Source organism: Paenibacillus silviterrae (assembly GCF_030167925.1).
In the GTDB taxonomy this organism is placed as follows: Bacteria; Bacillota; Bacilli; order Paenibacillales; family NBRC-103111; genus Paenibacillus_G; species Paenibacillus_G silviterrae.
This window is the reverse complement of the sequence record NZ_JASKUT010000001.1, coordinates 3,445,213-3,469,217: the sequence shown is the minus strand read 5'-3', so window position 1 is coordinate 3,469,217 and position 24,005 is coordinate 3,445,213. Positions and strand designations below refer to the sequence as shown.

The 24,005-nt window shown below is 56.5% G+C and carries 17 protein-coding genes and 1 pseudogene; 10 read left to right on the top strand and 8 right to left on the bottom strand.

Annotated features, from left to right (window positions below):
• Window positions 1-16: 16 nt before the first annotated feature.
• Window positions 17-823, top strand: coding sequence for a sugar phosphate isomerase/epimerase family protein (locus QMO62_RS15770; RefSeq protein ID WP_284642366.1), 807 nt, complete (start codon window positions 17-19; stop codon window positions 821-823).
• 96 nt (window positions 824-919) lie between these two features.
• Here QMO62_RS15770 and QMO62_RS15765 read toward each other — a convergent pair whose 3' ends face one another.
• Window positions 920-1,831 (bottom strand): AraC family transcriptional regulator, encoded by a 912-nt coding sequence (locus tag QMO62_RS15765; protein WP_284642365.1) that lies wholly within the window; start codon window positions 1,829-1,831, stop codon window positions 920-922.
• Between the two features lie 155 nt (window positions 1,832-1,986).
• On the opposite strand from QMO62_RS15765, the gene QMO62_RS15760 reads away from it, so the two are divergent.
• Together QMO62_RS15760 and QMO62_RS15755 are read left to right on the top strand one after the other, a co-directional pair.
• On the top strand, window positions 1,987-3,060 hold the full coding sequence (locus QMO62_RS15760; RefSeq protein WP_284642363.1) for a glycoside hydrolase family 88/105 protein: 1,074 nt from the start codon (window positions 1,987-1,989) through the stop codon (window positions 3,058-3,060).
• 7 nt (window positions 3,061-3,067) lie between these two features.
• Window positions 3,068-4,807 carry a DUF8769 domain-containing protein gene (locus QMO62_RS15755; protein ID WP_284642360.1) on the top strand — a complete coding sequence of 580 codons (1,740 nt, stop codon included), beginning with the start codon at window positions 3,068-3,070 and terminating at the stop codon, window positions 4,805-4,807.
• A gap of 69 nt (window positions 4,808-4,876) precedes the next feature.
• On the opposite strand, the gene QMO62_RS15750 is transcribed toward QMO62_RS15755, so the two are convergent.
• From QMO62_RS15750 to QMO62_RS15740, 3 genes are all read right to left on the bottom strand, one after another.
• A complete protein-coding gene (locus QMO62_RS15750; RefSeq protein ID WP_284642358.1) occupies window positions 4,877-6,187 on the bottom strand; it encodes a diguanylate cyclase domain-containing protein in 1,311 nt (436 codons plus the stop codon).
• Window positions 6,188-6,255: 68 nt separating this feature from the next.
• The gene (gene murI, locus QMO62_RS15745) at window positions 6,256-7,044 is read right to left on the bottom strand and encodes a glutamate racemase (RefSeq protein ID WP_284642356.1); all 789 of its coding nucleotides are present in this window, start codon (window positions 7,042-7,044) and stop codon (window positions 6,256-6,258) included.
• A gap of 117 nt (window positions 7,045-7,161) precedes the next feature.
• Complete coding sequence (locus tag QMO62_RS15740; RefSeq protein WP_284642354.1) at window positions 7,162-7,890, bottom strand: FadR/GntR family transcriptional regulator; 729 nt, start codon at window positions 7,888-7,890, stop codon at window positions 7,162-7,164.
• A gap of 111 nt (window positions 7,891-8,001) precedes the next feature.
• Here QMO62_RS15740 and QMO62_RS15735 point away from each other — a divergent pair.
• The 3 genes and pseudogenes from QMO62_RS15735 to QMO62_RS15725 all read left to right on the top strand — a co-directional run.
• Window positions 8,002-8,235 (top strand): annotated as a pseudogene (locus QMO62_RS15735) (YiaA/YiaB family inner membrane protein); the annotation flags it as partial.
• Window positions 8,212-8,502: a YiaA/YiaB family inner membrane protein gene (locus QMO62_RS15730; RefSeq protein WP_372516722.1), complete on the top strand. Its 291-nt coding sequence runs from the start codon at window positions 8,212-8,214 to the stop codon at window positions 8,500-8,502. The pseudogene QMO62_RS15735 and the gene QMO62_RS15730, both read left to right, overlap by 24 nt.
• A gap of 131 nt (window positions 8,503-8,633) precedes the next feature.
• Window positions 8,634-9,134, top strand: coding sequence for a GNAT family N-acetyltransferase (locus QMO62_RS15725; RefSeq protein WP_284642352.1), 501 nt, complete (start codon window positions 8,634-8,636; stop codon window positions 9,132-9,134).
• Between the two features lie 33 nt (window positions 9,135-9,167).
• Here QMO62_RS15725 and QMO62_RS15720 read toward each other — a convergent pair whose 3' ends face one another.
• Window positions 9,168-11,072: a right-handed parallel beta-helix repeat-containing protein gene (locus QMO62_RS15720; RefSeq protein ID WP_284642350.1), complete on the bottom strand. Its 1,905-nt coding sequence runs from the start codon at window positions 11,070-11,072 to the stop codon at window positions 9,168-9,170.
• Between the two features lie 255 nt (window positions 11,073-11,327).
• Between QMO62_RS15720 and QMO62_RS15715 the strand changes: the two genes are divergently transcribed.
• Both QMO62_RS15715 and QMO62_RS15710 read left to right on the top strand, forming a co-directional pair.
• A complete protein-coding gene (locus QMO62_RS15715; protein ID WP_284642349.1) occupies window positions 11,328-12,797 on the top strand; it encodes an FAD-binding oxidoreductase in 1,470 nt (489 codons plus the stop codon).
• A gap of 2 nt (window positions 12,798-12,799) precedes the next feature.
• Window positions 12,800-14,188 carry a (Fe-S)-binding protein gene (locus QMO62_RS15710; protein ID WP_284642347.1) on the top strand — a complete coding sequence of 463 codons (1,389 nt, stop codon included), beginning with the start codon at window positions 12,800-12,802 and terminating at the stop codon, window positions 14,186-14,188.
• Between the two features lie 854 nt (window positions 14,189-15,042).
• Here the strand turns inward: QMO62_RS15710 and QMO62_RS15705 are convergent.
• From QMO62_RS15705 to QMO62_RS15695, 3 genes are all read right to left on the bottom strand, one after another.
• Window positions 15,043-16,266 carry a sensor histidine kinase gene (locus QMO62_RS15705; RefSeq protein ID WP_284644958.1) on the bottom strand — a complete coding sequence of 408 codons (1,224 nt, stop codon included), beginning with the start codon at window positions 16,264-16,266 and terminating at the stop codon, window positions 15,043-15,045.
• Window positions 16,267-18,811: 2,545 nt separating this feature from the next.
• Window positions 18,812-20,284 (bottom strand): serine/threonine protein kinase, encoded by a 1,473-nt coding sequence (locus tag QMO62_RS15700; protein WP_284642345.1) that lies wholly within the window; start codon window positions 20,282-20,284, stop codon window positions 18,812-18,814.
• 66 nt (window positions 20,285-20,350) lie between these two features.
• Window positions 20,351-22,012 carry a hydroxysqualene dehydroxylase gene (locus QMO62_RS15695; protein ID WP_284642343.1) on the bottom strand — a complete coding sequence of 554 codons (1,662 nt, stop codon included), beginning with the start codon at window positions 22,010-22,012 and terminating at the stop codon, window positions 20,351-20,353.
• A gap of 207 nt (window positions 22,013-22,219) precedes the next feature.
• On the opposite strand from QMO62_RS15695, the gene QMO62_RS15690 reads away from it, so the two are divergent.
• On the top strand, window positions 22,220-22,984 hold the full coding sequence (locus QMO62_RS15690; RefSeq protein WP_284642341.1) for a phytanoyl-CoA dioxygenase family protein: 765 nt from the start codon (window positions 22,220-22,222) through the stop codon (window positions 22,982-22,984).
• A 148-nt stretch (window positions 22,985-23,132) separates the two neighbouring features.
• Window positions 23,133-23,987 carry a helix-turn-helix domain-containing protein gene (locus QMO62_RS15685; protein ID WP_284642339.1) on the top strand — a complete coding sequence of 285 codons (855 nt, stop codon included), beginning with the start codon at window positions 23,133-23,135 and terminating at the stop codon, window positions 23,985-23,987.
• Window positions 23,988-24,005 lie beyond the last annotated feature (18 nt).

Below are 24,005 nucleotides of genomic sequence, written 5' to 3'. Positions count from 1 at the left end.
AAGGGAGCATACCTTGTTGAAATTGCAATTTGTGAAAGCCTTATGGGGAATGCAGGGCAGCTTGGAGGAGCAATTCGCATGTATAGCTGAAGCGGGCTATAGCGGGGTGGAGTCTCCGATGCCGTCAGCGGAAGACGAGGAGCGTTTCCGCTACTTGCTGAAGGAGCACGGATTGGACTATATTGCGATGGTATTTACGACGGGCTCAAGCGTAGAGGAGCATATCCGGTCCTTCGAGCAGCAGGTGGAGAGAGCGGCCGGCTTTAACCCTGTGCTGATTAATGCGCATAGTGCCCGGGATGTAATGGGTTATGAGGACCAGCTGCTGTTTTACCGAAAGGCGGTAGGGGTGGAGCGTGAGATCGGCCTGCCGATCGGTCACGAGACGCACCGCGGACGTGCGATGTTCGCCCCTTGGACGACAGGGAGGCTGCTCGAGGATGTCCCCGAGCTGAGGCTGGTGGCGGACTTCAGTCATTGGGTGTGCGTATGTGAATCGCTTCTTCCCGACATGGGGGCCTACCTGGATCAAGCCATATCCCGTACGATCCACATTCACGGCCGTGTCGGCTATGCGCAGGGACCGCAGGTGCCTGATCCGTCGGCACCGGAATATTCCCGCGAGCTTGCCGTCCATATGGGATGGTGGGAGCGAATCGTCGCAGAGAGGGCGAAGCAGGGAGCCGAAGCGGTCACCTTTACGCCGGAATTCGGACCGCCGCCGTACCTTCACACGCTGCCGCATACCGGTGCGCCTGTAGCCGATCTGTGGAAGGTATGTCTCTGGATGCGGGATTACGCGGCAGCGCGGCTGCAGGTGTGATGGGGAATTGAAAACCATACGAAGACAGAGAAGTAGAGAAGTAGAGAGGTAGAGAAGCAGAGAAGCCGTGGGAGCGGCCTCCCTGCTTTTTTGCGCTTATTCCCTTCTTCCGGCAGGCAGGGAATGAAGGGAGCGGAATGCGCTGGGGGTCATCCGGGTCTGTTTCTTGAACGTATGGCAGAAGTGGGAAACATCCTGAAAGCCGGAACGTGCCGCAACTTCAATGACGGACAGCTCCGAATGGAGGAGCAGGGCCTTTGCTTTGTTAATGCGGAAGGCAAGAAGGTATTGGTTCGGCGCATAGCCGGTATACTCTTTGAAAATGCGATACATATATGAACGAGACAGCTTATAGCGGCTTGCTACCTCATCCATATGGATAGGGTCCTCATAATGCTCGGCAATGTGGCTTAAAATTTGTTCGACCTTCGCGGTCAAGCCGGCTTCTGAACGTACAGGCCCATGGGAGAACCGCACCAGACGAGCCATATCCACCAGGCACTTCATGAGGAGACTTTTGACGGAGGCCTCGAAATACGGTTCTCTGTGCAGCAGCTCTTTTTCCAAATGATAGAGCGTATCCTGCAGCATGGCGATGGAGCTGGCGGCGGGCGGAAGGAAGAAGGAGTCCTCCGTCTTCAGTTGGCGGCCGAAGCCGCTGCAGAGCTGATCGTCCTGACGGAGCAGCGCCTCCATATAATTCTCGTCTACCGAGAGAACGAAGCGCTGAAACGCCAAGCGTTCGTCCGGCCTTGATAAGTGAAGCACCATCGGTCTGACGATGATGAGGGCTCCGGGCGATAAGGTGTAGACGCGGTCTCCGGCCAGGAAGCTGCCGGCTCCCTGTATACATAAATACACCTCATAGCCTTGATGGGAGTGAAGCATGGGCTGGCGAAGCAGCGTGTCGCGGAAGGCGCACAGAACGGGAGCTTCCTCCAGCATCCGGTTCGTCACAATATCGATGCAGTGGTCGGGCTGGCTCCCGAATTTGTCCTTTTGCTCCATTCCCTTCTCCCCCTCTCGGATTCGAGCCGTTCAGTCCATTGTAGCAAATTGTAGACAATTCCCCAATACAAGGAGAAGATTCCCCAAGCCATTTGTAAGATGTATCCGTTATAGTCGGTAGTAGATATCATGAGGGCAAAGGAGCTGGTATACAGATGGAAATGACGATAACTGCGCAGCGTGTCAAACAAGCTGCCGCACTCGTATACGAGCAGATGAGGAAGGATCATGCCGGCAATTGGGGAATGAATATCAACGCCTGGGATTGGGTGCCCGGTGTAGGGGTCATTGCGATTTTGTCTTACTATGAACAGAGCGGGGATGCAGAGCTTCTGACGTATCTGACGGAATGGACCCGCAGGAACAAAGGGGCATCGGAGCAGCTTAAGGTAATTAATTCTATGGCGCCATTCGCAATTTTCCCGGAGCTGTACCGCAAGTCGTCCGATCCGTATTACTTGGAAGCGGCGCTGCGTATCGGGGAGTGGATGATGAACGAGGCGCCGAGGACGCGCGAGGGTGCATTCGAGCATACCGTAACGGAAAACGCGAATTTTCCGGAGCAGGTATGGGCGGATACCGTCTTCATGGCAGTGTTGTTCCTGGCCAGACTGGCCCGTCTGACGAAACGTCAAGACTTCGCGGAGGAATCGCTTCGGCAGCTGGCTCTCCATCTGCGGCTCTTGCAGGATCAGGAAACCGGGGTGCTGTTCCATGGGTGGAACTGCATCACACGGGACCATATGTCAGCCGCAAGGTGGACAAGAGCCAATGCATGGGTGGCAGTTGGAACGCCCATGATTCTGCGCGAGCTGGCGGGAGGGACGGAGATACCGGAAGAGATCGGATCCCGATACCGGAGGCTGATGGAAGGGCTTGTCCGTTACCAGCAGGAGAACGGGCTGTGGCCGACGGTTATGGACCGGCCGGACTTTTACCAGGAAACGTCCGGAAGCGCCGGTATCGCCTGCGGTATTGTGCTGGGTATCCGGGAAGGTCTGCTGAGTCCGACTATGAAAGGGGCGGCGGATCGGGCGGCAGAGGCCGTACTAAACAAAATTGATGCGGCCGGCACCGTCACGGGGGTATCTGGCGGTACGCCGGTAATGGAGTCCGTGGAAGCGTACAACCGGATCGCTTGTTACCCCACATTATACGGCCAGGGTCTTGTACTGATGCTGCTAGCACAGTATTTGCCCGAGCCTCATCTTGATGGCATAAGGATGTGAACAGAGAATGAATATCAGCCGCGATAGAGGCAAGCTTCATGGCTTGGACAGCAAATGGTTTGACCATTTGAAGAGAAAGCTCAATTCCTTGCATGCCCGTTACAATCCGGAAATCAAGATGCTCCGCTGCCCTTTTTCTAGCCCGGGTTACCATACGACGATCAAACAGGCTGACTTTGTCCATCCGGTCCGGGAGACCATGGATTATGCGCTTGCTCTTCTGGATGGGGGAGATCTGACGTATCGGCAGCGGGCGTTCGATATCATGGGTCAAGTGGTCTCCCTACAGGACCAAGACCCTCAATCGCCTACATTCGGAATCTGGTCCTGGTTTTGGGAGGAGCCTCTTGCGAAGATGTCGCCACCGGATTGGAATTGGGCTGATTTTATCGGGAAAAGGCTGCTGCTAGTACTGATCCGGCATGGGGACGTGCTTTCTAGTGAGCTGTCGGGACTTATCCGTCAGGCGATCGGCCTTAGCTGCGAAGCCATTATCAAGCGGAATGTGGGGCCGGATTATACGAATATCGCAATCATGGGGGCCTTTGTCACGTTAATTGCGGGGGAACGGCTGGAGAACTCCCGTTACGCGGAATACGGCCTTGCACGGCTGAAACGGTTGTACGATTATACGATGCAAACAGGAGCGTTCCTGGAATACAACAGCCCGCCCTACAGCACGCTGGCGATACTGGAGCTGTCCGCACTGGCGGTGCATACCGCCTCGGAGGAGGCGAGGCAAATCACGAACGAGCTGCTGGAGGGAACCTGGCAAACGATAGCAGAGCATTATCATCCGCTGCTGAAGCAGTGGTCCGGGCCGCATGCCCGTTCGTATTCTTCGTTCCTCGATCCGGTACGCCGTTCGTTCCTGCACGCAGCCTGCCGTGGGGAGGTTCCTTTTATAAGCGAAGAGGAATTCCAATACGATACCGAATGGTATGGTCAGGGGGTAGTATGCCCGGAGCGGGTGCTGGAGCTGTTCGCAGAGCTGCCGGGAGTCCGGGAATTGCGTCAGGATTTACCCCCGAATCAGGCATTCAGTACCCGGACGGCATATACTTATATGACGCCAAGCTATTCGCTGGGCACGTTCAATCACAATGTGATGTGGAATCAGTGCCGCAATCTGCTTGCCTATCTGGACGCGGGTGAACAGGAACAATGTTATGTGCGGCTGCGTGTTCTGCACGACGGCTACGACTTTTGCTCGGCGGTGTTCAAGAGTAATCAAAAGCATGGTTCCGTGCTATACGGGATTCAGTTCGCTTTGGATGGCGGGGATACTCATGTGAATTTGGACCCTATTCACGGAAGGATGACGGCATCCGATCTGCGGATCCGGCTTGAAACCGGTTGTACCGGTCAAGCGCCGTCATGGGAACGTCTAGGAGATGAGGTATACCGGACGAGGATAGGGCAAACCGTGCTGACGGTACGCGGCCTGTACGGGGGGATGAGCGGACTCGGTCCGTTCCGTTGGGAAACGGCTGCTGACGGCACCGCCGCTTACCTGGATTTGGTCGTTTATGAAGGGGAAGCGGCACCTATTGATTTTCATGCCATGGAAGAGGCGTTGTTTTGCTTCGCCCTTACCCTCTCGGAGGATACGGCGCTGCAGCCGAAGGCCTCAGCCGACTCGCAGCCGCACGCCGTTCGGCTTATGCTGCAGCAGGAGGAAGCGGAGGAGCCGCTTCAGCTCACGCTTGCGAAGAAGCCCGACACCCGTGCCGTTTTGTTTCAGTAACGAGCTCACAATTGAAACGAAATCGACGCTTGCGGATACAGCTGCGAGCTGCCCGTAAGCGTCGAATCATCACCTGGCTTGACTATAGAAGCGGAAGCCGTTCTTCCCGCCTTGCTTGACTTGATACATCGCCGTGTCGGCCCGTATTAGCAGCGTCTCCGCGTCCGTACCATCCTCTGGGTGGAGAGCGATCCCGATACTTGGCGTAATGCAGAGCTGCTCTTGCCGGTAGCGAATCGGTTCGCCAAGCACGTGGATTAGCCGCTCGGAGAGTTTCACCACATCGTCCAATTCACTGATGCCGCGCAGCAGCACTGTAAATTCATCCCCGCCCATCCGGGCGACCAGGTCCTGTGAACGCACGGAGCTTCTCAAGCGACCGGCAACCTCGCCCAGCACGTAATCCCCTGCCGCATGGCCATGCGTATCATTAATCTGCTTGAAGCCGTCCAGGTCGATCCACACGACGGCGACTCGTTCACCGGGCTGTGAATCCGGTCCGAGCAGCTCCGTTAACCGGTTGTGAAACAGACGGCGGTTCGGCAGCTCCGTAAGCGAATCGTGAAATGCCAGGAAGTTAATCGTTTCCAGAGCCCGCTTATGTCCGGTAATGTCTTTGGCGATACAGTACATGCCGACCACTTCTTCATCAACATAAATCGGCAGCAGCTTCATATTCAGCTCCACCCGGTTTCCGAGTGAGTCGGTCAGCGCCGAGTCAAAATGCTGCGTACCGCTGCTCTTCGTCTGCTCAAGGTGATGTCTGAAGGCGGACCGTTCCTCAGGAACGATCCACTCCTCCAGCCTGCCGTCGAGCAGCAATTCCGGCCTGTTCCCCATCATACGCTGGCCGGCCGGATTGACATCGGTCATCCTCCCGGCCAAATTCAGCGACAGGACGGCATCCGGATTTTGCTCGAAGAGAGATTTGAAGCGCTGCTCGCTTTCCTTCAGCTTCCGTTCGGCGTGCTTCCGGCCGGTTATATCCCGAATGACGCAGGCGTAGGAGATCACATCACCGTTCTGGCTTCTAATCGGAGCTACCGTTTCGCTTACCGGAAGCAGGGTACCGTCCTTTCTCAGCCGAAAGGTCTCGCTTAGCTTCAGCTCCCACTGCTGCCCGAGCAGCCTCTCGTGGAACTCAGGCCAATCCTGCTCTCTTAAAGTAGGCAGACGGGTTCCGAACACCTCCTCCAAGGTCCAGCCGAACACTGATTCGAACGTCTGGTTCACATACATGACTTGATCCTGGAGATTGCATACGATGAACGCGACGGTCGCATTATTGGTAAGAGCCTCCACCATCCCCCGGAAAAGCTCCACATCTTTACTCCACTGATGCCAAACTCCCTTGAAGGGAGCTTCTGGTACGTTGGTCATCCTTCCTCACTCCTAGCTGTCAAGCATATATCTTCTTCATCGTATGGAAGGAGGGAAAATTTCGTTAATTAATTATCATTTTCATTAAAAGTTTCATTCAGCAGGAGATGAGCCTGACGGATTCGCTCCAACTCACCCGGCTCCGCCTTCGAGGACATGTACCGGACGTCCCCGGTGCCGCTTCGGGAGAGCAGACCGTGCTGCTCCAAGACCTGACGGAGCCGCTTTATCGTTCCGCCGCTTCCGTCGATCAGCTCGACATGCAGGGGCAGCAGCTTGCGGAAATGCCTGCGGAAAAACGGGAAATGCGTGCATCCCAGCACGACCGAGCCATATTCCTCCATCCGGTAAGGAAGCAGCATCTCCCTGAGGTAGGGAAGCACCGCCTCCTCGCGAAACTCAAACTGCTCGCACAGGGTCACGAGCTCCGGGAGCGGTAGCGAGTCGACGATACTTTCGTTGTCCGTTTTAGCCACCAGGTCCTGATATTTCGTCTCCCTCAGCGTGAGCGGAGTTGCCGTAACCAGAACGCGTTTATGAAGCGACTGTACGCGTTCTACCGCAGGCTTTACAGCCGGCTCCATGCCGATAATGGGAAAAGGAAAGGAGGCCCGCAGCTCGCTGACTGCGATGCTCGTAGCCGTATTGCAGGCGATGACCAGCGCCTTGATCCCCTGATCATGGAGCTCGGTAACCGCTTCGAAGATGCTTTGCTTCACGAGCTCCTTCGGTTTGGTCCCGTAAGGCACGTGTTTCGTATCTGCATAATAAATATAATCCTCATAGGGCAGCTGTCTCAGCGCTTCGTGAAGCACCGTGATCCCGCCAATGCCGGAGTCCATGAATGCGATGCGCATAGTGTCACCTTTTCGTTGCCTAAAATGTCTTCTTATCATTGTATACGGAATGATTGCGGAATGCATTACTCCCACACTGAGAAATCACTGAAATTTCCCTGAGAATGGGTGGAAGCCTTACCGGAATTGCAGCTGGTGCAGCACCTGCTCCACCTTGCGAAGGTGAGCGGACATCCGTTCCCTGGCGAGGGAGGCCTCCTGCCGTTCCACGGCGTCCAGAATGGACAGGTGCTCTTCGTATAGCCGGTCCGATTCGCTTCGTTCGGCGAACAGCCAGAGCCTGCGGCTTTCCCGCATGACCGACCCCATGGACAGAAACAGCCCCTCCAGCGTTCTTACGAGCAGGCCGTTGCCGGCGGCACGTGCGATGCCGAGATGGAAGGCCGCATCCGCCTTCTCCAGCAGCGCTTCCTCGTTCGAGGAGCCCATGTCCGCCAGTATGTCGCGAAGACCGGTAAGGTCGGCCTCACTTCGGCGGGAGGCGGCGAGGGCAGCGGACTCCGTCTCCAGGATGAAGCGCAGCTCCAGCCACTCACGCAGCTGCTCGGCACTTTCGATTTCAGGAGCCTCCGCGGCCAAGGGCTCGCTTGTCCGCAGGACGAAGGTGCCGCCTCCATGGCGCACGTCGACCCAGCCCTGCGTCTTCAGCGACATCAGCGCCTCGCGTATCGTGGAACGGCCTACGCCATGGCGCTGGGCCAGCTGCTCCACGGAAGGCAGGCGCGTCCCTTCCGGCCACTCCCCTTGGCGGATATGATCCCGCAAAGTATCGGCGATAACTTCATAAGCTTTCCGAATCATACACATCGTCACTTCACTTTCCGTACCATGCTTAAGTACCGTCATTGTAGCATGTTTTGGCGCAAAGTGCTCGGTACTGGCATGACACGCATCCTTCCGGCATAGGCTCGGTACTACGTAAAGATAGTACTTCTCATTTCCCCGGTTACCGGTAAAATGAAACTAAGATCAGGTCTTAACAACAGGCAACAAAATAAAATAGATGAGGTGTTGTTCATGAGAAAAAGACGGAATACGGCAGCGTTTAGCTTCTTGGCTTGGGGATCCTTTGCTGCGGCATTTATCGGAATGTTTATCGGAATTTATACACTGCAGGAGCCGCTTTCGGTGAAGGGCTATTACGCAGTGAGCGCACTTTACCTCACGATGGCGTCCTTCGTGCTGCAGAAGGTGGTAAGGGATAATCACGAAGACGAGTACAACGGCAAAAAGCGCAATACCGGCGCCTTCACCTTCCTGGCTTGGGTTTCCTTCGTACTGGCGCTGACCGCGATGCTGATCGGTATCATTAACTTGGAGCAGCCGCTCTCCGTGAAGGGCTATTATGCGATGACGGCGCTGTTTCTGACCATGTCCTCCTTCGTGCTGCAGAAAACGGTGCGCGACAACAAGGAAGATGAGGCACTCGAAGCCCCCGCGACAGAGGAGCATCTATAATGGGAATACCGCTTCGCGCCTCGGAAGGTGCGGAGCGGTATTTTTTAGTATAGCGGAATATTCCCTACCCAAGGGGGAGGGGACGCGGTAGGCTGGTAAGAGTGTCATCAAGAGAAGAGGAGATGGTATAGATGACGACAACCATTCGGATCCGTCCTGCGACCGAGGAGGATGTGCCCTTTTTGCGGGAGATGCTGTATGTGTCGGTTTATGTGCCGGACGGAGCGGAACCACCGGGTAGAGACATACTCGATTCGCCGGGAATAGGAGCCTATATCAAGGATTGGGGAAGGCCGGGGGACTTCGGCTTCATCGCGGAGACGGAGGACGGGCTGGCCATCGGCTCCGCTACGGCGCGGCTGTTCCAGGCAGACCGACCCGGCTACGGGTTTATTGACGAAGCGACGCCGGAGCTCGGAATTGCGCTGCTGCCCGCTTATAGAGGCTTAGGAGCAGGAACGAAACTGCTGCAAGCGCTGGCGGAAGAGGCGATGAAGAGAGGATATGAAGCCCTTTCGCTTAGCGTGGATCCGCGGAATCCGGCTGTCCGCTTGTATAAGAGGCTCGGTTTTGTTGAAAAGGGCATGAGCGGCACCTCGGCTGTCATGCGATGGAGCTTGAAAGAAACATGAGGAAGCCCTCCATGGAGGAGGGCTAGGATGCCGTCAATACCCGTAGAGGATGATGGTGCCGCTATACGCCGTACCGTTGTTCGGGTTAATCGTGATTTGACTATTCCCGAGGGTGAGTCCGGGGATGTTGGCGGTATTATGCAGCACGATCGGAGGCTTTGCCAAAGGGGCGGGGAAGGCGATGGTTTGGGCTGTGCCCGTGCTGTTTACGTAGCCGGTCAATTCAAGGATGATTTTCCGGTAAGGCCTGGATGGGTTGGAGGTAGCGAAGCCGTCCTCCGCAATCATGGTGAGCACGACATTGCCCCCTGTGCTCCCCGTAACCGTAACCGGCCGGGGGGACCGGGGCATCAGGTAGCTTCGTCCGTCGCCGCCTACTGTAAAGTCGCTGTAATCGAACTCTCCCCGCCAGACGGCTCCGTTCCCATTCAGACGAAACACGCCAAGTCCTCCAGCCCGCTTGTAGAAGGGCGCATCCCCCGGCTCATACACCATACGCCCGAAGACAGAGCCGAGGACGACGGCATAATCCCGAGGTCTCGATAGAATGGCGTGATCCTGCCAATCGCTCCAGCTGAAGCCGACATTACGAATGATGGAGTCCTTTACCGTGCCGCTATCGGTTGCATTCCAGCGCTCGGTATAAATCGCCCCGTTGCCGATAGCCTCGAAGCGTAAATTATCGATCGTCCAGCCGTTGAAAAAGCCTTGGCTGGCACCCGGATTCGTAGGGGCGGGCTGATAAATGCCGTACGGGCAATACCCGGTGTGGCAGCGCAGGATCCAGGTGCCCGAATGACCTTCCTTGTCTCCGTTGATTGCAATCCCCGCCATTGCCGCTCCTGTAAACTCACTGTCCAGAATCGTATGATCGCCCTCATCCCGCTGCATATATAAATTGTAATAGTTCGCCTCCAGGCGGCAGCCGACAATTTGCACGTGGCTGGCACCGTTAATGTTGATGCCGTATTTGAAATTCGCGATCTTGACCCGGTTAAAAAAGCACTTCTTCGTCGCCTCAACACCCACGGTTGTTGTTGTAATGACCCCGATTTGTCTCGGCCCGGGACCGACGAGATACAAATCCTCCATCCCGGTGCCGTAGCCGGTCGCCGCGCTGCTGAGGAGAAACGCGGGGACATTGTCTCCGAGACTCGGAATCAGGATTCGGCTGGTGTTCATGCCGATGCCCCGGACGATAATGTTGTCCAAGGGGATGGGAGCCGTCAGGGAAGCCAGCCGGTAGTCGCCCCGGGAAAGCTGCAGCAGCCCGCCGCCTACGGAGTTCAAATAGGAAACGGCGCTCAAGAAAGCGGACGTATCGTCCTTCTGGCCATCGCCTGCAGCCCCATAATCTTCGACGTGCGCAACCCCCCGGTAGCTGCCGGCAGGCGGGTTGCCTCCCCCGGCTGTAGACGTTTCGAAGGAAACATCGTCATGCCAGCTGCCCGTATACCAGGAGCCGATGCCGTGCCGGGTCGCCGTTTGGTTAAAGGCATCAACCGCCTTCAGCTTGGATGCCCCGTTATAAAATATCTCGATAGAGCTTCCGGTAAAGGTCGCTTTGACCTCGCCTCCCTCCACATAGGAAATCGGGGCCGTACCGAGAGGCGTGTTCTGATCGTTCTGCCGTCTGTACAAGTTGATGGAATTCTGGTCGGAGCGAACCTCTGCAAAAAAATAGTTTTGGGCATTGGAAGCCCGGAAGGTTAGCCAGGCGGAGTTGCCGCCGTTCCCTTTCAGTTTTGCTTTGAGGGAACCGTCAGATTCGCCCGAATCGATCACGGCATTTTGATTACCAGACCCTATGGCTTCCGCCCGGTTCGAATTAATCCGCCAGGAGCCGTTGAGAATTTGCCAAGGCTGTCCCGTTTCCGCTGTACCCAGAGAGCTGCTTGTGCTTGCACGGTTGAAGGAATCCGTAAATATCAGCGCCATCCCAATCACCCTTTCTCTAAGTTAGCTTGAAATTGATATAGTATATGAGGTGGAAGATTAAAAGGTTTGGATAACTATGACACAGAAAGGGGAAAGTGGCTTTTTCGTCACATTGGCACGGGCTGACAGGGTCTGGGTCAAGGGGAATCGCTGTAAGGGATTTTTTATGTAGACGCGAAGGGTGGTTTTGATTACAATAAAGTCATCAGATGACCTGATGTATTTGTGAGGTCTGGATTAGGGAGAGGATAAAGCATGACTTTGGCTGAATCGGTACGCAAGGAACTGGCTTCTATTGTAGGAGCAGGATGGTTCCGTGATGATAAAGAAACGCTCGTTTCTTACAGCTACGATGCGACGCCGCTGTATCAATCGATGCCGGACGGAGTCATTTTCCCTTCTTCGACGGAAGAGGTTTCCGCGATTATGAAGGTGTGTGCGGCGCACAAAATTCCGGTTACCCCTCGGGGAGCAGGGAGCAATTTGTGTGCGGGCGTGGTGCCGCTGAAGGGCGGACTGGTCATGGTGATGACGCGGATGAACCGGCTGATTGAGATTGATGAGGAGAATTTGACCGCCACCTTCCAAATGGGGCTGAATACCAAGCAGTTTCACCTTGCAGTGGAGGATACGGGCTTGTTTTATCCGCCGGATCCAAGCAGCATGATTATTTGCACGATGGGCGGCAATATTGCCCTTGGAGCGGGGGGCTTGCGCGGACTGAAGTATGGCACGACGAAGGATTACGTCATCGGCCTGGAGGCGGTGCTGGCGAACGGGGACATCCTGCGTACCGGCGGGAAGCTGGTGAAGGATGTAGCCGGCTATGACCTGACCCGCCTGCTCGTAGGATCGGGCGGCACGCTGGCCATCCTCACGGAGGCGACGGTGAAGCTGGTGCCGAAGCCTGTTTATCGCCGCGCCATGCTGGCAGTATATGCAGACCTGCAGTCGGCGGCGAAGACCGTTTCACAAATTATCGCCAACCGCATAACTCCGTGTACGCTTGAATTCATGGATCAGGCTACCATCCAGGTGGTGGAATCGTTCGCCAAGATCGGACTTCCGGTGGAAGCGCAGGCCATTCTGGCAATCGAGCAGGATGGCGAGGAATCTCTTGTGGAGCGGGACTTGAAGCTGATCGAGGACATTTGCCGAAGTGCCGGAGCGATTCAGGTGAAGGTTGCGGCCACGCCGGAGGAGGGCATGAAGGTTATGGAGGCGCGGAGAAGCGCTTTGGCGGCATTATCCCGGCTTCGTCCTACGACGATCCTTGAGGATGCCACGGTGCCCCGCTCGAAGATTGCCGACATGGTGCTGGAGATCCAGCGGATCGCGGACAAATATAACGTGCAGATCTGCACGTTCGGCCATGCGGGCGACGGGAATCTGCATCCGACGGCGATGACGGATGCGCGCGACGAAGAGGAGATCCACCGTGTGGAATCGGCCTTTGCCGAAATTTTCGAGGTCACCATAGCGCTTGGGGGAACGATCACCGGGGAGCACGGTGTAGGTCACGTCAAGGCGCCGTACCTGGAGTGGAAGGTAGGATCCTCGGGAATTGATTTGATGAAGCGGCTGAAGACGGCTTTCGACCCGGATGGGCTGCTCAATCCGGGTAAGCTGTTCGCCGAGACGCGTAAGCGGATTGTGTTTGCCTCCGAGGCGGCTTCCTCGGAATCCGGGGCCTCGGGCGAGGCTTCAGCGAAGGGCGGTGCGTGAGGATGGCGACGGAAATACAACGGTTAGCCGAAACGTTGAAGCAGACGCTCGACTCGGACCAGCTTACGAACTGCATGCGCTGTGGCTTCTGTCAGTCGGCGTGCCCGACCTTCCAGGAGACTGGTCTGGAGGCGGCGTCACCGCGGGGCCGGATCGCCTTGATGAAGGCGGTGGCCGACGGGCTGATGGAGCCGGATGCGGCGTTCAAGCAGCAGATGGATCTGTGCCTTGGCTGCCGGGCCTGCGAGCCGGCCTGCCCGTCCGACGTCAAGTACGGGCAGCTCATCGAGCAGACTCGGGAAGCGATTGCCACGGAGACGGATTATCCGTGGCATGTGCGTTCGCTGCGCAAGCTGTTCATGGAGCAGCTGTTCCCTCATCACGGGCGGATGCGCGTGATGGGCGGACTGCTCCGGCTGTACCAGCGCAGCGGCTTGCAGCGCCTGGCCCGGGCGGCCGGCGTGATGAAGCTGTTCCCGCAGCATATGCGGGAAATGGAAGCCGTGCTGCCCGAGGCGGGCAGCGACGGAGTTGTGCTGCGCTGGCAGCGGCTCGGCTTGCCTGCGCGAGAGGAGCAGGCGCCGGACGGGGCGCGGCTGCTCGTCATTCCCGCGACCGGCGAGCCTCTTGCCCGCGTGGGGCTGTTCCGCGGCTGCATCATGGACGTCCTGTTCACGGATACCAACGTGAACACGGTCCGCCTGCTGCGCCGTGCGGGATACGAGGTCGTCATCCCGACCTCGCAGACCTGCTGCGGTGCGCTTCACGCGCACGCGGGTGAAACGGCCAGCGCCCGGAGGCTGGCCGAGCAGAACATCGCCGCCTTCGGGGGAGCTCGCATCGATTGGATTGCGAGCAATGCCGGCGGCTGCGGCGCCAGCTTGAAGGAGGCGGACCACCTCCTTCATCAGGATGCAGCTTTGGCGGGTCCCGCCAAGCAATTTGCAGCCCGCGTCCGCGACGTGTCGGAGCTGCTCGCCGAGGGCCGCCCTCTGCCGTTGAAGCGGCAGGCAGGCTCAACCTCGCAGGTCGTGACGTATCAGGACTCTTGTCATTTGCGCAATGTGATGCGCGTGCAGTCGCAGCCTCGCGAGCTCGTCCGCTCGGTGCCCGGCGTTCAGCTGCGCGAGCTGCAGGGCGCCGACCGCTGCTGCGGCTCCGCCGGCATCTACAACCTGACGCAGCCGGAGATGTCCGCCGGCGTGTTGGACCACAAGATGGAGAATGTAGAGCGCACCAAGGCGCAGGTTCTTCTAACCGCAAACCCCGGCTGCCTGCTCCAGATGAAGTGGGGCGTCCAACGTGCGGAGCTGCAGGGCAAGATGGAAGCCCTGCATTTGGTGGACTTTTTGGCGGAATCGCTGGATGAAGAGGAAAGAGACAGAAGCTAGTGCTGGTTTCAGCGCCCGTATTTCGATGAGATTGCGGGCGTTTTTGGCGTTACTCATGTGCAGCGAAGGAGCATACCCGTACTACCCTTGAAACGTTATCCCTTTCGCTCAGTAGCTCAGCGTGGGCCTGCATCTTCGACCTCACTGTATCTGAGCCATGGGGATAAGGCTCCAACAGAACGGAATATAGGGAACAGGTGACGCTACGGTGCGGGATTTGAATAGTTGGACATAGACAAGGTGGGTTTATCGTCGCGATTCGATTAAGTGAGCGCCCGTATCTCGATGAGATTGCGGGCGTTTTTGGCGTTACTCATGTGCAGAAAAGGAGCATATCCGCACAGCCTTGAAACGTTATCCCTTTCGCTCAGTAGCTCAGCATCGGCTGGCATCTCGACCTCCTTGTAACTGAGCCATGGGGATAAAAGTCCAAAGGAATCGAATGAAGAGGACGGGTGCTGCTATGGTACGAGACCCGAATAGGTGGACATAGGCAAGGTAATGTTTTAGATGGTGACATCTCAACCTCATCGGAACTGAGCCACGGGGATAAGAATCCAACGGAACGAAATACAGGAAAAGTGTAGCGGTGGCATTCGAGCCCAATGGCAAATCTGCCACTGCAAGAACTAAATGCATCGAAATCCCTGGATTAGTGTGAAATGTGCTATTGCAAGGTCCAAGCGGATATCAGTTAAGGGGAATCCGCGCCTGCAATGGCAAATCTGCCATTGCAAGGCCCCTAAGGTGCGAATACCAACTATTTAGTGTGAAATATGCGATTACACGGTGCCAGGAAATCTCCTCGCGCATAGAAAAGCCCGCCGCTCCGAAGAGCGGCGAGCATGTGACCGTCAGCCGACAGAGACTACCTGAGCAGCCTTCACCTGCAGCGGCAGGGTGAAGTAGAAGCAGCTGCCGTGGCCCCAGTCGCTCGAAACCCCGATCTCACCGCCGTGCAGCTCGACGATTTCTTTGGCGATGGCAAGGCCCAGGCCGCTGCCGCCGTCGGCGGAATTGCGGGATTTGGAGCCGCGGTAGAACCGGTCGAAGAGATGGGGCAGATCTTCTTGGGCAATTCCGCTGCCGGTATCCGTTACTTGAACGAGGAGGGCCCCCCCATCGACGCTGACCCCGCCCACAAGCCGCAAGCATCCGCCTCGCGGCGTATGCTTGATGGCATTGTAGACAAGATTCGAGATGACTTGTCCGATCCGGTCCGGGTCTGCGATGACGGCGAAGCCGCCTTGCTTCAACGGCTCCTGCAGCAGCAGCTCATACCTCAGCCCGGCTTGCTCTGCGTCGATCTCATGCTTCTGGTACAGCTGCTGCAGCAGCTCGGCGGCCTCACAGTTGCTGTGGCTTAGCTGAAGCTGACGGGTCTCCATTTTGCTCAGAAGGAACAGGTCCTTAATCAGCCTGCGAATGCTCAAAACGCGAGAATGCACGACCTTCAAGTATTTCTGCTGCTGAGCAGGCTCGGTAATGACGCCGTCAATCAAAGCCTCGACATAGCCCTGGATGGAAGTTAGCGGGGTGCCTAAGTCGTGCGAAATATTCGATAGCAGGTTGCGGCGGGATTCCTCCATTCGGCGGATTTCCTCCGTCCGCTCTCGCACCTTGTCCTCCATATGCTGATAAAGGCGGGCGTTCTCCAGCGAAATGGCCGCCTGAGAGGCAAGGATGTCAATCACCGTGCGGCGTTCCTCGGTAAAGGCATGGGTGGCCAGCGAGTTCTCCAGGTAGAGGACGGCTGTCACCGAGCCTTGATACATCACGGGCAGACAAAATACTGATCGTGCGCTGCCGTTCTGCACATAAGGATCGTTCTGGAACATGACCTCCGAGGAGGCATCCTCGAGCACCAGATGCTCCGCTGTCCGTACCGTATAATAAACAATGGACATCGGGAGCTTACCGTACACCGTTACCGGCAGGGAGTCCAAAATGTGAATTTGTTCCCCCTCCGCGGTCGTTTCCGCTTCCACCTCCACGATCAGACTGTCCTTCTCTTTCATGAGAAAGACACCGCGAGTAGCTCCGGCTGTCAGCATAACGACCCGCATCAGCTTCTGCATGAGCTGCTCCCAGACGATTTCGCCGGAAATCATCTGAGAGGCCTTGACGATAGCGGCCAGATCAAGCGAAATCGGAGACATCGTTGTCGTCGAATGGGCCGAGAGGCCAAGGCCGTTAGGCGGCACCAGCAGCAGCCAGTCGGGGAACATCCGCTCAAGCAGCTTGGCCTTCGCCTTCGCTCCCCACCGGACGTACCCCTGGTACGCCTCGGCCATGTATACTTTGCCGACCTGGTCCTGTCCCCTCTGGGCGTAGAAACGTGCCGCCCGCTCGGCTGCCAAGGCCTCGAACTGCGTAAACCCGCCGAAGCGTGCCGAGTGGATCGCGGCATGGTAGCAGGGCTCGGCTTTGCGGGCATTGCCGCCAACCCGGTAACGCTCGGCTTCCGCCAGCTGGTACAGATGCTTGTAGTTGTCGGGGCTATGCTCCGCCCACGTCTTCAGCTTCCGGCAAATGCCCCGAAGCCTCCGTTCCTCAAGCAGCCGCTCCCGGCCGGAGAGGTGGGGGATGACCGCTGCCAACGTCAGCGCGTAATAGAAGTAATGCTCGACGGTGTGAAAGAGCGCCAGAGACACATGCACAAGCGCTTGGGAGCGGCGGGCCTCGTCCAGCGCTTCCTTGTAACGCTCGAACATGTAGTAGAGCTTCATTTTTTTCATGTAATACACTTGCAAAATCACTTGGTTGAAGCAGGCTTCGAGCTTCTTCACCCGATGGGCTTCCTCCTCAGGTGAAGCCGCCAGCACGAATGAAGGCTCCTCCACACCCTGCAGGTTGTTCAGCACGTGGCTGAGCAGCTCCAGCATATACACCGTATCCTTGCTGTGCGTTTGCCTTACGAAAGGCAGCTGACGCCGAATGTCCTCCTGAACCTGGCTTAATCGCACTCCTAAAAAATCCGACATCAAGATGGTGTACGTCACCGCATAACTCGCAAACACAAGGTCCCCCGCCTCCATCGCCGCGTGAAACGATTTGGAGAGGTGGTCAAGGCTCGTTCGCATATGCCGCTTCCATGGATTGATGAACACGGCGAACGTAAACCGGCTCTTGCTCTTCAGGCTTTGCTGGTGAAACCGTTCGCTAAGCGCTACCCCGAGTCGACCGAACTCCTCGCTCAAAGCAAACTGACCGAAGCCTGACCCGATCATGAGCCCGTAAGCATTATAGGCGTTGGACGACTCGAAGGTGTTCCCGTGCTTCAGGGACAGATTCACGATCTGGAGAAGCATGTAAAGGTAAAGATTCGCGTTAACAAAATAAGCCGGCGTCCCCACATTCATCATCAGCTTGGCGAGCATCATCGTTTCTTCGTTCGTCATCTGCTTCAGATGCAGCAGATCCTGTACGGTTTTCCGGCCCATACGCATCCGGATTTTGCCCATGATCAGCAAAATGTCGGTACGGCCGGGGGAGGATGAAAGCTTCAAGCCAAGGCTGCGTAGTCCCTCCATACCGATGGCGACCGCCGCTTCATGCTCAACCATATTGGTCAGCATAATGACCATGATATTGTAAGCCTCCGCCCGGTCGAGATGGGTTCGGGCGCGTGTCGTCAGAAGCGTAAACTGCGCTTTCGCTTCATCGAAGCGGCCGTTCAAATAGTCGGCCTCCATCATGCCGAGCTGCAGAGGATAGGCCAGGTCATAGCGCTGGTGCCAGCCTTCTTCGCCAAGCAGGTCAAGACCGCCGGCGAAGAAGGCGGCTGCCGCCGAATAGGCTGCCGTGCCGACGGCCTTGCGACCGGCCTTAAGGTTCAGAACAGCCAGCCGTTCCTTCTCTTCCTGGTCTTCAATCAATGCGGAGCCTGCGTTATAATGGTTGGCGGTTTCAAACAGCGCCTCATCCCCCTGATGCTCCAAGCGTTCGGCAAGCAAGCGCCCGAGCCGAAGGTGAATGGCATGCTTCTCCAGCACGGGAACATGCTCATAACACCATTCACGAATTTTGTCATGCAAAAATTTGAACCGAATCGGCTCATGACCCGGTGTGCTCGAGTCCGACGGCTGATCTCCGGTTTGAAACGGCAAAAATTTGTAGGCTGTACCGATGGGCATGATCAGGTGGGCTTGAATCGCTTCCCAAAGTGAATCGAGCGTTTCCTGCTGCGAATCTCCGGCGAGAATGGCCAGCTGCTGTAAATCGAAGTGAAAGCCGATGCAGGAAGCGAGACGAAGCACCTGAACGGCTTCCGCCGGAAGGGCCTCGATCTTGTCACCGACCATGCCGAGCACATGATCGCTTAAGTTCAGCTCGCGAATGGTGCAGGAATCCCACATCCACCTTGCCTCTTCATAATCGAAATAAAGCAAGCCCTTGCGGTGCAGCTCGGTAAGGAACTGCTTCAGATAAAACGGGTTGCCTCCCGTTTTGTGAATCAGCATGCCTGCCAAATGGCGGCAATCCTCCGGTCCGCAGTTCAGCGTGTCGCACAGCATGCGGAGCACGTCTTCAGGCTCCAGCGCCTGCAGGACGATCGATTCCGCATCGGCCTTCTTGTCCAGCTCGCCAAGCAGCCAGTTCAGGGCATGAGCCTCTTGCAGCTCATTGTCGCGATAAGCGCCGATGATGAGGAACGATTCCAGCTTGGCCTCCTCGATCAGATAGAGCATCAGCTGGAGCGAGCCTTGGTCTGCCCACTGCAGATCGTCGAGGAACAGGAGGGGTTCCATGCGCGCTGAAACATGTCAGGAAGAGGCGAATGGCGGTGTGAAACCGCTGCTTGGCTTCCGATGCCGGAAGCGGCTCTACCCGGGGCTGCGGCCCTAAGATCCATTCCAGCTCAGGAAGAACCTCAGCGAGAACGGGGGCATGCTCGCCAAGCGTGCTACGCAGCGCGTTCGCCTTGGTTTCCAGCTCCTCTCCCGATTCGGAGGCAAGCCGGCGGATCAGTAGGCGAAAGGCTTGCAGGAACGCGGAGTAAGGCACGTGGCGGCGCAGGGAATCGAATTTACCTAGAATGAATTGTCCCTCGTCCTCATTCGCCCTTTTCATCATCTCGAGAATGAAGCTGGACTTGCCGATGCCGGAGTAGCCTGAAACAAGCACGCAGATGCTCTCGCTGAACGAGAGCCGCTCATACACGGCATGCAATCGCTCGAGCTCTTGCTCCCTTCCGTATAAACGCTGAGGTATATAAAAGGAATCCTTCCGATCATTGGTGCCGATCGCGAACTCATCAGACAAGCTGGAGGACAGCAGTCCCTCATAGCAATGCTCCAGATCGCAGAGCAGTCCGTAAGCGCTCTGATACCGGTCCTCGGCGTTTTTGGCCAGGCATTTCATGACGATATCGGATACGGACTGCGGGATGCTCGAATCCATTTGAGCGGGAGGCAGAGGGGCTTTGGCAATATGGCTGTGAATGAGCTCCATCGGCTCAGTCGTGGTGAAGGGCAGTTGCCCGGTCAGCAGCTCATACATGGTTACGCCGAACGAATAAAAATCCGTCCGCCGGTCGATGACCCGGTTCATGCGCCCGGTTTGCTCCGGAGACATGTGGGTCAGCGTACCCTCCAGCTCCCGGGGACTCAGCGGCTCCGAGGTTTCGGTATCGAGCAGGGAAGCGATGCCGAAGTCGGTGATCTTTACGGTTTCGCAGGAGGAATCCACGATGATATTGCTTGGCTTCACATCCTTATGGATGACGCCGCTTCGATGCAGCGATTCGAGGATCGCCGCCAGCTTCACTGACAGCTGGAGCGCTTCACTCAGCTCAAGGCGCCTTCGGGCGAGCAGATGGTGCAAGGATTCGCCTCCGAAGTCCTCTAGGAAAAGCGCATACGATCTGCCGTCGGGAACCATGGCGAGCGGTCGTACAACCCCCGCAAGATTGACGCTTCTTGCGATGTCGTACTCCCTGCGCAGCCTCGCATCGTCCTCCGGCAGCGGATGGTCGGAACGAAGCCGTTTGACAATGACATGTCTTCCCGTGGCTTGATGCCTGCCGCGGCTGATGAGTGTCCGTGTTCCCTCATATATGGTTTCAACCAAGTCATAATCGGATATCGAGATCAAATGTCCAGGCTCCTCAGTTGTGATATGATCCCATAATTATACAACAGATTTGAGATGAGTTGTGCGTCAGGCGAACAATTCTCCGATTGCCGTTCTGCCGTCCCACGGTTCATCCTTGCGGAAGCGGGTACGATCATTCGAATGCCAAGGCGCGAGCCAGTCGATATGAAAGGCTTCGTATCGGTACATCTCGAACACCTCACAACGCTCCGCTTCGACCCCGGATGCCTCCAGAATGGCGTTTACCGCCCGTCGGGCCGCTTCGTTGGCTCCTTCCATAGTGGCCAGGTCCGTATTCGTGCGAACATAGTCCGAGGCCAGGAACAGGTTGGAAACGCTGGTGTAGGCATACGGTCTTAGCGGCCAGGTATGGACCTCGTTGACGAGCAGCGGCTCAATATTCACGCAGTTTTGCCCGCCGTTTGTGAACTGGATATCGGTATCAAGGAACGAAGAGTGGAGCACCTCATCCCGCAAAATCTCCGTGCCGACATTCAGCCCCTTCTTCAGCTGGTACCACACCTCTTCGCGGATTTCTTCCGCCGTGCATTCCATCGCCGGCTTTTTATGCAGCTCTCCCGGCGTAGTCCAGTCCGACACATCGACGGAGAGGATGCCTTTGACCGTACCGTCACCATATTGGCTGAGATCAACGTGGGGCCAGAACTGCTTTTGCGAAATGGACGTCAGCGACCATGGGGAATCGAAATACATCACGTGACCCGGGGTAACGGGAACGTCCTCTTTGAGGTAAAACTGAATGCCGTTCATCCAATCCACCGCGCTGGACAGACGGCGAATGTTATCCAGGTCCACGTGCGCATCGGCCGCTTCATCCGTGATGAACGTAGCCATCACCTCTACAGGAAAGGCGGCGACATAATAGTCCGCTTCCACCTCGTGGGTAACCCCGTCGCGGGTGACAATCACCTTCTGCACCTGACCGTCCCGGATATCGATCTTCTCCACTTTGGCATCAAGATGATAGGTTACTTGCTTTGCCCGCAGGTAGTCGAGCCAGGGCTGAATCCAGCGGTCATTGGTCGGACCGTTCAGGATGCGCACGAAGGAGGTGCCGGGCGTCAGCAGGTCCATTGTCATTTGCGCGGCTACCGTACCTACGGTCTTGGTGTTCGCTTTGGTCGATTTGCAGGCTACCAGAGTGCGCGTAATGTTGGCGAATACCTTCTGGAAGGCGGGGGAGTGCTGGGCCGCTTCGATAAAATCCCACCAGGCGATGCGCTGGTACTCCTCTTCGCGGCGCTCGTCACAGCTGGTCATTACCTGCCACAGCTTGTCCGTATATTGGTCGATGTCCTCCATCGTAAGTCCCAGGCCGTTATCGAAAAGGGTGTGAATCACCGTTTTAATATTACCGGGTGTCAGCTCCATCTTGGTGACGAGCTCGACCATCGGGTGGGTTTCCGTCGAAATATTCAGCCGGGGCACCTCCACCAGATTGTCATATACCGTTTGTTTGCCGTAAGGAATACGCTTCATCGTGTCAATGACATGCTTGTAGAACTTCGGGAACAGCCGGAAGCCGTGTTCCCCCGGAAGGTCCGGACGCCCATCCTTGCCTGACCCCTCGAAGGGCATGCTCCGCGCTTTACCGCCCGGAATTTTTTTGAATTCAAACACCTCTACCTCAAATCCGCGTACCATCAGTTCATGGGCCGCAGTCATACCAGCTACACCGCCGCCTAGGACAGCCACTCGTTTCTTCATCGGAAAATCCCCCTTTTTTGCCTATTTCCTCCAATTTTAATACAAAGAGTCCTAGGAATAAAGTCCTTTTCTGCGGAAAATGGTCGAATCTCGCGAAAACGCAATGATCACTTTGTGCTACTTTTCAGCGATTCGGGGGGTACCAGCGAACCGGGACCGAAAGTACACTAAGGAGGAGAAGAGCGACAACGAAGGAGGCCGATGGGCATGATCACGAGGGGACAGCCGTTTTCTATTGAGCAGTATCGGGAGGAAGGGTATTGCGGACCGATTCAGGGGCTTACGCTGCAAGAGGCGGATGATTACTATGAGCGCTTCTTCGGGGTTCTAGGACAGTCCAGGTACGAGCCGGGCCCGGCTGGGATGAATTTATCCGCCTGGCATCAGCGTCACCGCTGGGCTTACGAGCTGGCTACGCATCCCGGCATCGTAGCTGCAATGAAGCAAATTCTTGGGGACGATCTGGTGCTGTGGGCGATGCATTTTTGGTATAAGGAGCCGGGAAACGGCAAATACATTCCATGGCATCAGGACATCAACTATTGGCCTATGGAGCCCGCAATTAACGCTACGGCTTGGGTGAGCCTCGGGTGGTCGATTCGCGAAAACGGCTGTCTGCGGGTCATTCCGGGGACGCATCGCAGCATCGTCGAGCATGCTTCGACAGGCGACGAGAGCAGCGCCTTTGCGCAGGGGATCGCGGCGGAGCTGATAGACGAATCGAAGGCCGTAGATGTCGAGATGTCCCCGGGCCAAATCGCTTTTTTCAATGAAGCGACCTTCCATGGCTCGGACCGCAACGATTCGAATATTCCCCGCGTCGCTTTTTCGGTACGATACACTACACCGGAGGTGAAATTTCTTATGGAGGAGTGGGGAGGCGACACAAGCCGAATCCGCACTTATCTCGTGAGCGGAGAGGACCGGTTTCGTTTGAACGACAGCATCAAGGGAGTCATACCTGCAACCTAAAGAAGCGGCGGCCGCGCGACGGTCGCCGTTTTTATGCTTTCCGCAGCAGAACCAATGGTTTCCATGGTTTTTCCAGTATTCAAGGCTTGGCATCCTTTGTATAAATCCGTTATGATGAGGGAAATAGGGCATGCTAGGAGGAGAGTGGATGGTTCCCCTGCAGCTGTTTATCGAATCGCTTATCGTCCGGTTCTGGCACGTGAAGGATTATGCCCTGGACAGCAGCTGGCGCATCGGCGCAAGAGAGCTTCAGCATAACGTCCTGTGGTACGTCCGGCAAGGCCGGTTCTCTCTTAGCGTCAACGGGACAACCTACTCCGGGGAAAGCGGCAGCGCTTACTTACTGCCCTCCGGCTCGGAGGTCGCCGTGTATGCCATCTCGAATGAAATCTCGCTGATCAGCGTCAACTTCGATGCGGAAATTTCCTTCTTGAGCGGCCGAAGCTGGTCGGAGCTGCTCCGCCTGCCTGTCCGGACGGAAGATCCGGCTCATGAGCTGGCGCCTTTATTTGAACATATGCTAGTCCACGCTTCCGAACGGCAAAGGATCGGTCAGAGTCTGCTGCTCCAAGCGGACCTGCTGCGGATCTTGTCCGCGCTGCTCGATCATGCGGCCCATTCGCCTCCGGCGGACACGGCTGCTTCGATTGCGATGGACAGCCGGATTCATACGATCGTCGATTATTTGTTAGGTCATCCTGAATACTTGCCCTCAATCGGAGAGCTGGCTGAATTCGTGCTGCTCAGCGAGTCGCATTTACGCAAGCTGTTCCTGCAGCATACCGGCATGTCCCCGCTGGCCTTTCTGCATCAGCTCAAGATGGAGCAGGCCAAGCGGCAGCTGATCCTAAGCAACCGACGCATATCGGAAATCGCATTCGGCCTCGGCTTTGAGGATGCAAACTATTTTACAAGATTGTTCGGCAAGTTGACGGGCACTACCCCGCAGCAATATCGCCGGCAGCATCGGCTTTGGACACATGAATCGAAGGAATCACCATAGAGCATCGAACAAAAGGAG